General features: G+C 71.5%; 12 protein-coding genes. 7 read left to right on the top strand and 5 right to left on the bottom strand.

The window, feature by feature from the left end:
* Positions 1-48: 48 nt before the first annotated feature.
* Positions 49-1,779, bottom strand: coding sequence for a choice-of-anchor P family protein (locus HHX41_RS35470; RefSeq protein WP_182909452.1), 1,731 nt, complete (start codon positions 1,777-1,779; stop codon positions 49-51).
* A gap of 473 nt (positions 1,780-2,252) precedes the next feature.
* Between HHX41_RS35470 and HHX41_RS35465 the strand changes: the two genes are divergently transcribed.
* Complete coding sequence (locus HHX41_RS35465) at positions 2,253-2,897, top strand: EamA family transporter (protein WP_182909451.1); 645 nt, start codon at positions 2,253-2,255, stop codon at positions 2,895-2,897.
* Between the two features lie 12 nt (positions 2,898-2,909).
* On the opposite strand, the gene HHX41_RS35460 is transcribed toward HHX41_RS35465, so the two are convergent.
* A complete protein-coding gene (locus HHX41_RS35460; protein ID WP_182909450.1) occupies positions 2,910-3,506 on the bottom strand; it encodes a TetR/AcrR family transcriptional regulator in 597 nt (198 codons plus the stop codon).
* Between the two features lie 82 nt (positions 3,507-3,588).
* On the opposite strand from HHX41_RS35460, the gene HHX41_RS35455 reads away from it, so the two are divergent.
* The gene (locus HHX41_RS35455) at positions 3,589-4,074 is read left to right on the top strand and encodes an FBP domain-containing protein (protein ID WP_182909449.1); all 486 of its coding nucleotides are present in this window, start codon (positions 3,589-3,591) and stop codon (positions 4,072-4,074) included.
* A 65-nt stretch (positions 4,075-4,139) separates the two neighbouring features.
* On the opposite strand, the gene HHX41_RS35450 is transcribed toward HHX41_RS35455, so the two are convergent.
* From HHX41_RS35450 to HHX41_RS35440, 3 genes are read right to left on the bottom strand one after another with little or no spacing between them, the layout of a single operon-like run.
* A complete protein-coding gene (locus HHX41_RS35450) occupies positions 4,140-4,880 on the bottom strand; it encodes a VOC family protein (RefSeq protein ID WP_182909448.1) in 741 nt (246 codons plus the stop codon).
* 30 nt (positions 4,881-4,910) lie between these two features.
* Positions 4,911-6,137, bottom strand: coding sequence for an RNA polymerase sigma factor (locus tag HHX41_RS35445; RefSeq protein WP_182909447.1), 1,227 nt, complete (start codon positions 6,135-6,137; stop codon positions 4,911-4,913).
* Positions 6,138-6,180: 43 nt separating this feature from the next.
* Positions 6,181-6,552, bottom strand: a complete 372-nt coding sequence (locus tag HHX41_RS35440; protein WP_182909446.1) for a YciI family protein — start codon at positions 6,550-6,552, stop codon at positions 6,181-6,183.
* Positions 6,553-6,887: 335 nt separating this feature from the next.
* On the opposite strand from HHX41_RS35440, the gene HHX41_RS35435 reads away from it, so the two are divergent.
* From HHX41_RS35435 to HHX41_RS42500, 5 genes are all read left to right on the top strand, one after another.
* Positions 6,888-8,084, top strand: a complete 1,197-nt coding sequence (locus HHX41_RS35435; protein WP_182909445.1) for a hypothetical protein — start codon at positions 6,888-6,890, stop codon at positions 8,082-8,084.
* Between the two features lie 351 nt (positions 8,085-8,435).
* Positions 8,436-9,860, top strand: coding sequence for a rifampin monooxygenase (rox, locus tag HHX41_RS35430; protein ID WP_220504713.1), 1,425 nt, complete (start codon positions 8,436-8,438; stop codon positions 9,858-9,860).
* Positions 9,861-9,970: 110 nt separating this feature from the next.
* Positions 9,971-10,672, top strand: coding sequence for a 2-phosphosulfolactate phosphatase (locus HHX41_RS35425; protein ID WP_182909444.1), 702 nt, complete (start codon positions 9,971-9,973; stop codon positions 10,670-10,672).
* Between the two features lie 197 nt (positions 10,673-10,869).
* On the top strand, positions 10,870-12,147 hold the full coding sequence (locus HHX41_RS39970; protein ID WP_310742320.1) for a DUF4158 domain-containing protein: 1,278 nt from the start codon (positions 10,870-10,872) through the stop codon (positions 12,145-12,147).
* Entirely contained in the window at positions 12,038-12,436 is a 399-nt protein-coding gene (locus HHX41_RS42500) for a BTAD domain-containing putative transcriptional regulator (RefSeq protein ID WP_220504711.1), read from the top strand. The genes HHX41_RS39970 and HHX41_RS42500 overlap by 110 nt, the downstream gene beginning before the upstream one ends.
* Positions 12,437-12,631: the final 195 nt, after the last annotated feature.

Genomic DNA, 12,631 nt, shown 5'->3' with positions numbered 1-12,631 from the left:
TCCTCGCGTCGAGGCGGCCGCCGTGGGCGGCGGGGCCGGTCAGGATGGTCAGGCGGACGGGCACGGCTTGCCGGGGACGGTCAGGGCGGCCCGGGCGTGGCTGACCACGATGTCCACCCCCGCCAGCGTCCGCACGTGGATGGCGTTGACCACCACGCCGGCGCCATCGGCGGTGGTCACCTGCTCGTTGATCACGACTTTCGCCACGAGCGGGATGTTGATCGTCAGGTTGGGTTTCGGGTCGATGATCGACACGCCGCCGACCTTGAGGTTGGTGATGTGCACCGAGCCGTCGACGTCGACCTGCCCGGTCTCGCCGTCCCGGGCTTTGGCCTTGGCGGTGATCTCGTCGGCGGTGACGAGACCGCCGAGGAGGTTCACCCCCGCGGTCTTGGCGGAGGCGGACGCGGTGCGCAGGCCGTCGTCGCCGACCGTGCCTGCGGCCTTCGTGGTGATCGCGCCCAGTGAGCCGAGCCCGGGAAGCGTGGCCTGCAGGAGCGTGCCGTCGTCGGAGCCCGGGGCGTCGGTGCAGGTGACGTCGGAGGGAACCAGCGGCGCGACCGTCACCAGCGGGGCCGAGACCCGGCCGCCGTGCGCGTGCGCGTCGAAGACCAGGACGGGCCGGGTGAAGGTGACCTCCGCGCAGCCGGGAGGGTCGATCCCGGTGCGGTCGGTGACGTCCGCGGCGCATGTGCGGTAGGTGCCGGTGTGGGCGGCCGAGACGGTGACGGTCGCGGTGCAGTAGGCGGCTCCGGCGGGCAAGGTCCCGGTCACCGTGATCTGCCCGCCTCCCTGCGGCGCGGTCACGGTCGCGTCCGCGCAGTCGGTGGACGGCGCCCCGGCGACGGTGAGCCCGCTCGGCAGGCTGCCCTTGAACGACCAGCCTTTCTTCACGGCCAGTTCGCTGGTGTTGGTGATCGTGAACTTCAGCGCCGCGGTCTCGCCCACGCGGGCGGAATCGGGGCTGTAGGAGACGTCGAGCCGGGGTGTGACGTCCAGGATGCGTACGTTGTCGAACGCCGCGTCGTTGCCGATGCCGCTGGCCTGGAAGTTGACGAGCCTGAGCCGCAGCGCGCCCCCGTCGAAGAGGATGGGCCCGTCGCTGGTGTAGGTGCCGACGGCCACCGAACCGATCGTCGTCCCCGGGTGGGCGCACGGCTCGATCGGGGTGGTGAAGGCGGGCACGGCCGTCACGGCGTCCAGCAGGTAGAAGCCCAGATTGGCGTGGTCGGCGAAGCAGTTGGTCTCGGCGACGTCGACGGAGAAGGCCAGGAACCGCTTGGGGCCGATGTCGATGGAGAAGTTCGACTCCAGCTGGGTCCTGCCCGATCCGGGATCGGCGCCCTCGGTGTAGGCCGTGACGGCGTGGTTGGCCGCCGGGTCCCCGTCCGCCCACTGGCCGAGTGCGCCGGCCATCTGCTTCACCGTCGCCCAGACGTTGCCGCAGCCGGAGTTCGCCGGTGCGACGGCGGGGTTCTGCTGTGAGGCGATCCAGCCGTTGCAGTGGGTCAGCCAGGCCGGGTCGGCGGTGTAGGTCTGGTTGACGGGGGCGGCTCCGGTGTAGTCGCTGACCAGGATGGGTGTGGCGCCCTGACCGTGCTCGAAGTCCTCGGCGAAGACGGTCTTCGGTGACGCGGGCACGCCCGGATCACCGGGGTCGGCCGCGGCCGGACCCGGCTGGGCGGTCAGGGCCGCCGCCGACAGGACCAGCGCGCCGAGAGCGGCGAACGCCCTGTGCGACGGACCCGACGCGTGGCCACGCGCATGAGAACGCCTCATATGCGAGTTCCTCCAGTGGTTGACGATGGCGAAAGGCGTGAACGTCCCCCAACCGCTCCGGCCCTTTCTATAAGCAAAAAGAGCGACCTTTAGGTAAATTGCTGGATCGCTCCTTAGACAAAATGGCGCGCCCCCCTCGTACTGTCAACAACCTTTCCGATTTGCCTCGTTTGGCGGCATATATCGGCATATCGCGGACGATGCCGCATCGGGGAGAACAAGGAGGACGAAGGGAAACGGCGTCAGCGCCGAGTCGCGTCGAAGGAGGATCGGACCGGCGAGTTCGGGCGATAGGGGCCGGTCGAAATTCGGCGGCCGCCGCCTGCGCCCATCGCGCGATGTCATTTCCGACGGATTTTCAGGTTCGGCGACGAAGGACGGGCGGGAAAGCATTCCGGCGGCCGGCCGCGGGCGGCCACGACGGCGTCGGCCGAGACGACACGGACGCGGTCTTCGGTGGTAAAGGACGTGCCGTGATCGCTCTGCTGCTGGCCCTCGGCAGCTCTCTCGCTTATGGATGCGCCGACTTCCTCGGCGGTCTGGGTGCCCGTAAGGCTCATGTGCTGCGTACCGTGATGGTCGCGGCCCCGGCCGGTCTCGCGGTCGAGCTGCTGCTGTGGCCGTTGCTCGGCGCCTCGTTCAGCAGCGGGGCTCTGGGCTGGGGCGCCGCGTCTGGGATCGCCTCGGCCGCGGCGTTCGCCCTGCTCTACCGCACGCTGGCGATCGGCCCGATGAACGTGCTGCCGCCCGTGACCGCGCTGGTGTCCGCCGCGCTGCCCGTCGGCGTGGGGCTGCTGCAGGGCGAGCACCTGGCCGCCGCCGCGGTGGTGGGCCTGCCACTCGCGCCGGTGGCGGTGGTGCTGGTCAGCGCTGGACACGGTGCGGGCGCGGCGCGCCCGTCGCCTACGGGCGCGGGCGTGCTGGACTCCGTGGCGAACCTGTTGTTCCTGCTCGCCGCACGCAGCGGGGACCTCACCGTCGTCGCCGTGATCACCGCCCTCTACCCGGCCGGCACGGTCCTGCTCGCCCGCGGCGTGCTCGCCGAACGCATCCACCGCAACCAGCTGATCGGCCTGGGAGCCGCCGCCGTCGCCGTCGGCCTTCTCGCGATGGCCTGACAGGCCCGCACCTCAGCCATGGCTCGCGTCCGGCTCCGCGCGCTCGGCCGGCCAGTTGCGCAGGGCGACATCGATCGTGTCGAGCATCCGGCTCCAGGACTCGTCCGCGGCGCGCGGATGATGGCGGAAGCCGCCTGCCATCTCGAGACTCACGAACCCGTGGAAGACGCTGCCCAGCAGCCGGACCGCGTCGGTCTGGTCGGGCTCCGCCAGCGAGTAGCCGCGCAGGATCGCCCGCGTCATGTCGGAGTGCCGCCGGGCCGCGCCCGCCGCCTCGGTATCCGGGTCGAGATCCACCTGCATCGCCGTGTACCTGCCCGGATGCTCCCTCGCGTAGTCGCGGTAGGTGCCGGCGAAGGCGACCAGCGCGTCCTTGCCCGCCCGTCCGGCCAGCGCCGCCGCGGCCAGGTCGGCGAGCTCGGCCAGGGCCAGCCCGGCCACCCGGACCCGCAGCTCGTGGGCGTTCCTGATGTGCGAGTACAGACTGGCGTCCTTCACGCCGAACCTGCGCGCCAGCTCCGAGACCGTCAGGTTCTCCAGCCCCACCTCGTCGGCCAGTTCCGCCGCCGCCTCGGTCAGCCGCTCGGCCGTCACCCCGGCTCGTGCCATCCGCCATCCTTCTCTTCCTAGGACTCCTAGGTAAAAGCTTAATCGATTGCCCTTAGAAGTGGCAGTGGATAGCTTGAATCCTATGAAGCCAATCGCCGAGCGCGAGATCCGCGCCTCGTTCGTCAACTGCACCAAGGGCGAAGCCAAACGCCTCGCCGTACCGAGGGACCTGGATGCGCGGCCCTGGGACGACCTGGACTTCCTGGGCTGGCAGGACCCCGCGTCCCCGGGCCGTGCCTATCTGGTCGCCGAGCAGGGGGACCGGCTGGTCGGGGTGGCGCTGCGGCGGGCCACTTCCAATGCCGGACACGTGCGGCGCAGCATGTGCTCGCTCTGCCTGACCACCCATAGCGGCGACGGCGTGTCGCTGATGACGGCCCGCCGCGCCGGCGGCAACGGCAACTCCGTGGGCGTCTACGTCTGCACCGACCTGGCCTGCTCCCTGTATTTGCGCGGCAAGAAGGACGTCGGGCCCGGCGGGCGGATGCCCGAGTCGCTCACGCTCGAAGAGAAGATCAGCAGGACCGCGGTCAACGTGGGCGAGTTCCTCCAGAAGGTGACTCAGTGACCGGCACCGTCGGTACGCGCGGCCTGCCGGGGCCCGCATCCGTTCGATCCTGACGAGGCCTCGCGTCAGCTCGGGCCGAGGACGCAGAACTCGTTGCCCTCCGGGTCGGCGAGGACGATCCACGGGACGTCGCCCTGGCCGACGTCGGCGAGCGTCGCGCCGAGGGCCCGTAGCCGGGCCACCTCCGCCGCCTGATCGTCTCCGGGGTGGGGCAGCACGTCGAGATGGACGCGGGTCCACGCGGTCGCCACGCCGGGCGTTGCGCGGAGGAACTCGAGATAGGGCCCGACGCCCTTGGCGGAGCGCAGCCTCGCGTGATCGTCGGTCACCTCGTGCACGGTCCAGTCCACCGCCTCGCCCCAGAACCGGGCCATGGCCCGCGGGTCGGCGCAGTGAACCACGACCGCGGCGATCGGCCCGGTGTCCCGGTAGACCTCCCGGGGCTCCAGCACGCAGAACACGTTGCCCTCCGGGTCGGCCAGAACCGTCCACGGGACCTCGCCCTGGCCCACGTCGGCCGGCGTCGCACCAAGCTCCTTCAGACGCGCCACCAACTCCGTCTGATGGGCCGCGGAGGTGGTGGCGAGATCGAGGTGCACGCGATACCTCACCGTCTCGGGGTCCGGAACGGTGACGACGTCGACGCAGACGGCGGTGGGGTCCGGCCAGGCGAAGCCCACGGGTTCGACGTTGGTCACGCCGGGTCCCTCGCTGGAGACACCCCAGCCGAGCGCCTCCGCCCAGAACCGGCCGAGCGCCGCGTCATCCCGAGCCTTGAAATTCACCTGAACAAGTCGCAGCGGCATGCCGCCAACCCTATGGCCGAGCCGGAGAAGTCAGCTCAGCGTGGCCGCCTTGCGCAGCAGCACTGAGCGTTCGCGCTGGTTGGCGCACAGCCGGGCCGCCAGCTCCAGCTCGGCGCGCGCTTCCGGCCGCCGTCCGAGTCGGGCCAGCAGCTCACCGCGTACGGACGGGACCAGATGCGAACCGGGGAGCCGGTCCGAGGCGATCAGCTCGTCCACGATGGCCAGGGCCTGCGCCGGGCCCGACGCCATGGCAACGGCGACGGCCCGGTTGAGCTCGACCACCGGCGAGGGTGCGATCCGGCCGAGTGCCTCGTAGAGCACCACGATCCGGTCCCAATCGGTCGCCTCTACCGAGGGCGCCGACGCGTGGGTGGCGGCGATCGCGGCCTGCAGGCCGTAGGGGCCGAGGCCGCGAGTCGACGCCTTGGCCAGCGCGGCCAGCCCGCGGTGAATCGCCGAGAAGTCCCACCGCCGCCGGTCCTGCTCGTCGAGCAGGACCGGCGAACCGTCCGGGCCGGTCCGGGCCGGGAAGCGCGCGGCGGTCAGCTCGCACAACGCCAGCAGGCCGTGCACCTCCGGCTCGTCCGGCTGCAGCGCGGCCAGCGTGCGGGTCAGCCGGATCGCCTCGTACGCGAGGTCGGGGCGCAGCAGCCGGTCGCCCGACGTGGCCGTCGACCCCTCGGTGAAGATCACGTAGAGGACGCTGAGCACGCCGCTCAGCCGCTCCCGGCGCTCGGCGGCCGGTGGCAGCTCGAACGGCACCCCGGCCGCCGCGATCGTTTTCTTGCCCCGGGTGATGCGGGCCTGCACGGTCGGCACGGATACGAGGAACGCGCGGGCGATCTCCTCGCTGGACAGGCCGCCGACCACGCGCAGGGTCAGCGCCACCCGGGCTTCGGGGGAGAGCACCGGGTGGCAGCTGACGAACATCAGCGCCAGCACGTCGTCATCGATCCTGTCGGGATCGATCTCCTCGTCAACCGCCGATTCAACCGGCGATTCGGCCGCCAGCAGGGCGTATCGATCCTGGAGGGCGGTCCGGCGGCGGATCGCGTCGATCGCCCGCCGTCGGGCCGTGGCCATCAGCCAGCCGGCCGGGTTCACCGGAGAGTCGAGCGGCCACGACACCAGCGCCTCGGCCACCGCCTCCTGGGCCGCGTCCTCGGCCAGCCCGAAATCGCCGGTGAACCGGGTCAGCGCGGCGACGATCCGCGCCGACTCGATCCGCCAGACGGCCTCGACATCGGCCGTACCCATCACATCCGACCGTTGCTCTCGCGCCCGGCCCAGTCCATAGGGATCACTTGTCGACCTGCGGGACCTCGTCGCTCCCGGGCACCCGCCGGACCTCGATCTTGGACCCGGGGGCCGCCGGGACCCGCTTGGCCCACTCGACCGCCTCCTGTTTCGAGGCGACGTCCAGCAGGAAGAAGCCCCCGAACAGTTCCTTGGTCTCGCCGTACGGCCCGTCCGTGACCACCGGGGCCTCGCCGCTGAAGTCGACCACGACGCCCTGGCCCGGATCGTCCAGCCCTTCCGCCGCGAGGAGAACGCCTGCCTTGACCATCTCCTCGATGAACTGGCGGGTCGTGGCCATCATCTCGTCGATGTCGGCCATCATGGCCGCGTTCGACTCGTCGGTGCCCCGCATGATCAGCAGGTACTTCGGCATCGCGTTCTCCTCGTCCGGCGGGGCCGCCTCTCGGCCCTCGCACCCACACGTCGAACGAGCGGCCCGCGGATCGACACGGCCCTGGAGAAATCTCTCGCCGCGACGCAGAGCTTATCGTCGCGTCTTCGGAAGGCGGCGACGCTCGCACAGATCCGGGTGGACTCTCACGAGGCCGGGACCGGTGGCGGCCTGTCGGGCGCCCGGCGCGGACCGGTTTCGATAGCTTGCGAGAATTACCCATCTCCCAAGTGATCCGCCTGACGGCGTGACGCAACGGATGAGCAGTTTCTATTTTCTATTTCCAGAAAATCAGAAAGTCGCTAGGCTGGGCGGCCGTGACGAGCTCCGTGACCATCACCGCGTGCAAGCACTGCGGCGCGCCCATCGAGCAGCCGGTACGGCGGGGCAGGCCGCGGGAGTACTGCCCGGACGGCGACTGCCAGGCGGCGGCCAAGAGGGAGCGGGAGCTGCGCCGCGCCACGCCGGGCCTGGAGGGCGCGCTGGCGCGGGTGGAGGACCTGTACGAACGCATGGAGAAGGGCCTGGCGGCGGCGATCGAGCCGCTGGCGCGGGTGCTCGCCGAAGAGCTGAGCCCGGCGGGAGTCGAGGCGAAACTGAGCGCGATCCAGGCCGAGGCGCACACGAGCGTCGCCATCGCCCGCGCCGAGCGCGAGCAGGCCCTGGAGCAGGTACGGCTGGCCCGCGAGGCCGCCGAGGAGGCCCGCCGGGAGGCGGAGGAGGCACGCCGCCGGACGCAGGAGGCCTACACCGAGCGCGACACGGCCTTCGCCGACGCGGAGACCGCACGCGAGCAGGCCCTGGCCGCGCTGCGGGAGGCGGCGAGCACGGAACGCCGGGCCAGGCAGGAGGCCGACCAGGCCACCCGCCGGGCCGAGATCGCCGAAGCCGCCCGCGAGCAGGCCGTACGCGAACTGGCCGAGCGGGTGGACCGGGCCGCGGCCGACGTGCGGGCGGCGCGGGAGCAGGCCGAGCAGGCCGTTCAGGAACGCGACGCGGCGCAGGCCGACGTGCGGGCGGCGCGGGCGGAGGCCGAGCTGGCGCGCCGCGCGCATCGGGAGGCCGAGCAGGCCAGCGCCGCCGCGCTTGCCCGGGCCCAGGCGGCCGAGGCCGAACGCGACCGCGCGGTCGCGCGGGCGGAGGCCGAACGCGACCGGGCCGTGGCGCAGGCCAACGACGAGCGTGACCGGGGGCTGGCCCGGGCCCAGGCGGCCGAGGCGGCCCGCGAGCAGGCCGTCGCGGAGGCCGCCCGGCTGCGCGCGGAGGCGGCGCAGTCCGAGGCACGCGCCGGTGCGGCGGACGCGGAGGCGGCCCGGGCCGGGCAGGACGCCAGGGCCGCGGCGGGGGAGCGGGAGCGCGTCCAGGCGGAGCTGACGCTGGAACGGGCGCGACTGGCCGACCTGCGTGCCCAGCTCGACGTGGCCCGGGCCGAGGCGGCCCAGCTGCGCGAACGCGCGGTCGCGGCCGAGCTGCGGCTGCGCCGGGAGGCCGCCGAGCCGCCGCCGGCGACGTGACGGCGCATCGTCAACTCCACCGCCCGGGCGGGAGCGATCACGTGGCTGGGAAAGGACTCGACGGGATGATGCCCGGGCTTGTAGTTTGCAGGTGCCCGTGACACCGCCCGAGGAGGTGAGACCCATGAACGCTGTATCGATGTGGGTGCTCCCCCTTCCCGTCACGGCCGGGCGATTGACGTAGGTGTCGCCAGGAGCGCCTCGCCAACAAGGCACTCCCGAAAGGCAACACCTATGGACTCTCAGTTCACCGCCGAGCCGTCGTCGAACGACATGGTTGAGCGCGACTCCACCGTGGGGGACGTCCCCGGACCCCGGTCGCCGGCCTCCGGCGCCGATCGCGCGCCCCTCATGTTCGACGTGATCATCGCCGGGTGCGGGCCGACCGGTGCGATGCTGGCCGCCGAACTGCGGCTGCACGACGTGCGGGTGCTCGTCCTGGAGAAGGACACCGAGCCGAAGTCGTTCGTCCGCATAGTCGGTCTGCACATCCGCAGTCTCGAGCTGATGGCGATGCGCGGACTGCTGGAGCGCGTTCTCCGGCATGGACGACAGCGTCCGGCGGCCGGTTTCTTCGCCGCCATCCCCAAACCCGCCCCCAAGGGCCTGGATTCCCCGTACGCCTATCTGCTGGGCATCCCGCAGCCGGTCATCGAGCGCCTGCTCGAAGAGCATGCGCTCGAACTGGGTGCGCAGGTCCGGCGCGGTTGCGCGGTCGCCGGTTTCGAGCAGGACGACGAGGGGGTGACCGTCGAGCTGGCCGACGGGGAACAGCTGCGTTCGCGCTATCTCGTCGGCTGTGACGGCGGGCGCAGTACGGTCCGCAAACTGCTCGGCGTCGGCTTTCCCGGCGTGCCCTCACAGACCGAGACGCTGATGGGCGAGATGGAAGTGGGCGTGTCGCAGGAGGAGATCGCCGCCAAGGTGACCGAGACCCGCGAGACCCATCAGCGGTTCTGGCTCCGGCCCTTCGGCGCAGGGGTCTACAGCGTCGTGGTCCCCGCCGCGGGAGTCGGCGACCGCGCGGAACCGCCGACCCTCGAAGATTTCAAACAACAGTTGCGGGCGATCGCCGGAACCGATTTCGGCGTGCACTCCCCGCGCTGGTTGTCCCGCTTCGGGGATGCCACCCGGCTGGCCGAACGTTATCAGGCCGGGCGGGTGCTGCTGGCCGGCGATGCGGCGCACATCCATCCGCCCATCGGCGGACAGGGCCTCAACCTGGGCGTTCAGGACGCGTTCAACCTCGGCTGGAAACTGGCCGGACAGATCCGCGGCTGGGCCCCGGAAACACTGCTGGACACCTACCAGGCCGAACGTCATCCGGTCGCCGAGGACGTGCTGGACAACACCCGCGCCCAGATGGAACTGCTGTCCGCCGAACCGGGCCCGCGGGCCGTACGCAGGCTGCTCACCGAACTGATGGACTTCGACGAGGTGAACCGCTACCTGATCGAAAAGATCACCGCGACCGGCATCCGCTACGACTTCGGCGAAGGCCCCGACCTGCTCGGCCGCCGCCTGCGCGACATCGACGTGAAACAGGGGCACCTCTACGCTCTGCTGCATCGCGGCCGCGGCCTGCTGCTGGACCGCACCGAACGCCTGACCGCCGACCGCTGGTCGGACCGGGTGGACTACCTCGCGGATCCCACTGCGGCACTGGATGTTCCGTGCGTCCTGCTACGCCCCGACGGCCACATCGCCTGGATCGGCGACGATCAGCAGGACCTGGACGACCACCTCTCCCGCTGGTTCGGCAAGCCCGCCGGCTGATCTCGCCTGAACAGTGGTCGTCTCGCACATACGCGGCGGGAGAGCGGGAGCGCGTCCAGGCGGAGCTGACGCTGGAACGGGCGCGGCAGGGCATGCGGGATCATGACGGGATGGACGTTCGTTTCCGTGGCATCGCTGAGCTGGTGGAAGCCCCGTCCGCGGCGGTCGTGGTCGACGTCATGCGTGCCTTCACAGTGGCTGCCTGGGCCTTCGCCCGCGGAGCGGAAAGGATCGTTCTTGCTGGGTCGCTGGACGAGGCCCTGGCGCTCAAGGCTCGCCACCCGGATTGGGTGGCGCTCAAAGACGGTCCGCCGGCGGCCGGGTTCGACATCGTCAACTCGCCGGGCCTGCTGCGGTCTGTTGACCTTGGCGGACGGACGGTTGTGCAGAAGACCACGGCAGGGACGGTGGGCGCCCTCGCTGTGAAGGATGCGCCGCTCGTACTGTGCGCCGGCTTCGTGGTGGCGGAGGCGACGGCTCGGCTCCTGCGGACGCGCGGGTGCGGCAGTGTCACGTTCGTGATCACCGGGGAGGACGGGCGCGCCGACGAAGATCTGGCCTGCGCTCAGTACATCGCCCAGATAGCCGCGGGGGCCGGGGCGGATGCGTCCGAGTTCCTCAGCCGCGCCGGCGAGTCACGCGCCGCCGCCGAGTTGGCGCAGGGCGTGCGTGAGGGAGCCCATCCCGATGACGTCGCGCTCTGTCTCGAACTCGACCGGTTCCCCTTCGCCATGGTCGCGGCCTTGGAGGACTCGCTCATGGTCCTCCGCCCCTGCGCCGTGCCCTCGCTGACCGGCGAGGCTTCGATCTGATCACCGGTGAGGTCCGGCCCTCGCCATGCGAGAGCCGGCCTCCGGTGGGCTGTACGGCCAGGTCGGCGCCTTGCTGGGCCGCATGTAGTTTCCGGACCAAAAACGACGCTAAGCAGTTGATCTAGAGTCCTGCTCTCCGCCGAAATGCAGTCCTCGCCCAGCGCCGCGACAATCCGTGTGGCGCTGGGTCGGGTTCGGTGAGGAGCCGGCCCGGCGCTGTGACCTGGGGCTGGGGTGGTGGGTTCGTGGCGACTCGGGACGTGTTCTCAGAGGACAAGTTGGCGCAGCTTCGGGGCTTCCCTGAGATCAATCGAGTTGAGTTGATCAGGCACTTCACGGTGTCCGACGCTGACGTGGCGTTCCTGCGCAAGTTCCGGACCGGGCGCAACGTGCTCGGCGCGGCGGTGCAGCTGTGCACGCTGCCGTGGCTGGGGTTTGTGCCCGACGAGGTGACGGCCGCGCCGGCGGCCGCGGTGGGCCGGCTGTCGCAGCGGCTCGGCGTGCCCATGGGTGAGCTGCGCGGCTATGGCGAGCGCGAGCAGACCCGCACCGACCACTTGCAGGGGGTCGCGGCGTACCTCGGCTGGCGGGCGATTGACGCCATGGAGTGGAAGGGACTCGACGAGTTCCTGTTCGCCCTGGCGATGGAGCACGACTCGCCGAAGCTGCTGTTCCGGCTGGCCTGCGAGTACCTGGCCTCGTCGCGGGTGGCCCGGCCCGGGGTAGTGCTGATTCTCAAGCGGGTGGCGGCCGCGCGGGCGCGGGCGCGGGAGGAGACGTGGATGCGGGTGGCGCACCTGCTCACCGACCGGCACCGGGCCGAGCTGGACCTGCTGCTGGTGCCCGATGCGCTGCTCGGGCGTAGCGCCCTGGCGTGGTTGGGGATTGGGGCGACGTCGTCGACGCCGGCGGCGGTCAAGGCCGAGCTGGAGAAGCTGACGTATCTGCGGCGGCTGGACGCGCACACCCTGGGCCTGTCGATGCTGCCGGGCGAGCGGCGCCGGTTCCTCGCGGGCGTGGGCCGGCGGCTGACCCCGCAGGCGCTGGCGCGGCGCGAGCCGGAGCGCCGGTACCCGATCCTGCTCACGTTGCTGGCCCAGTCCGCCGTCGACGTGCTCGACGAGGTGCTGCTGCTGTTCGACCAGGCCGTGTCCGGGCGGGAGTCGGCGGCCAAGCAGAAGCTGACCGAGGCCCTGGCCGAGCGGGCCCGGGGTGGGGAGAACCGTCAGCAGTTGCTCGATGAGATCCTGTCGGTCGTGCTCGACCCGGTCGTCGGCGACGAGCAGGTCGGGCCGCTGCTGCGCAGCCGGATCGGGATGGAGCGGATGCGGGCGGCGTGGGCGGCGCGCACCGAGCGGTTTGCTGGTGCGGGCGCTGTCCGCGGCGGGGCGGCGCGGGGACGCGCTGGAGGCGTTCGAGCGCATCAGGCGACGGCTGGCGGACGAGGCCCCGCGACCACGGGCATTTGGCGTTGATGGACGCGTCGATGTCGTACCTGCGTCAGTTCGCGCCTGCGGTGCTGGCGGCGGTGCGGTTTTCGGGCGGGCTGGGTACCGACGAGCTGCTGCGGGCGGTGTCGATGCTGGCCGAGCTTTACGCGACCGGTACGCGCAAGGTGCCGGCCGGCGCGCCGGTGGGGTTCGTGCCGACGAAGTGGGCCGGCTATCTGGTCGCGGCGGCCGAGGCCGGCGACATCATCGCGTACCGGCACTACTGGGAGCTGTGCGTGCTGGTCGCGCTGCGCGACGGGCTGCGTTCCGGTGACGTGTTCGTGCCCGGCTCGCGCCGCTACGCCGACCCGGCGTCGTTCCTGCTCACGGCCGGGGCGTGGGCGGCGCAGCGGGTCGAGTTCTGCCGTCTGGTCGGCAAGCCGGCCGTCGCGGGTGAGGCCCTGGCCCTGGCCGACGACGAGCTGCGCACCGCCCTCGGCGACCTGGAGGGGCTGCTCGTGAAGGGCAC

Source organism: Microbispora sp. H13382, from assembly GCF_014161445.1.
Taxonomy (GTDB): Bacteria; Actinomycetota; Actinomycetes; order Streptosporangiales; family Streptosporangiaceae; genus Microbispora.
This window is presented reverse-complemented; position numbering and strand designations above follow the sequence as displayed.

Bases quoted from the DNA above. Each gene is read 5' to 3' on its own strand.
- HHX41_RS35470 (WP_182909452.1), bottom strand. From the start codon at position 1,779: ATGAGGCGTTCTCATGCGCGTGGCCACGCGTCGGGTCCGTCGCACAGG.
- HHX41_RS35460 (WP_182909450.1), bottom strand. From the start codon at position 3,506: ATGGCACGAGCCGGGGTGACGGCCGAGCGGCTGACCGAGGCGGCGGCG.
- HHX41_RS35455 (WP_182909449.1), top strand. From the start codon at position 3,589: ATGAAGCCAATCGCCGAGCGCGAGATCCGCGCCTCGTTCGTCAACTGC.
- HHX41_RS35450 (WP_182909448.1), bottom strand. From the start codon at position 4,880: ATGCCGCTGCGACTTGTTCAGGTGAATTTCAAGGCTCGGGATGACGCG.
- HHX41_RS35445 (WP_182909447.1), bottom strand. From the start codon at position 6,137: ATGGGTACGGCCGATGTCGAGGCCGTCTGGCGGATCGAGTCGGCGCGG.
- HHX41_RS35440 (WP_182909446.1), bottom strand. From the start codon at position 6,552: ATGCCGAAGTACCTGCTGATCATGCGGGGCACCGACGAGTCGAACGCG.
- rox (WP_220504713.1), top strand. From the start codon at position 8,436: ATGTTCGACGTGATCATCGCCGGGTGCGGGCCGACCGGTGCGATGCTG.
- HHX41_RS35425 (WP_182909444.1), top strand. From the start codon at position 9,971: ATGGACGTTCGTTTCCGTGGCATCGCTGAGCTGGTGGAAGCCCCGTCC.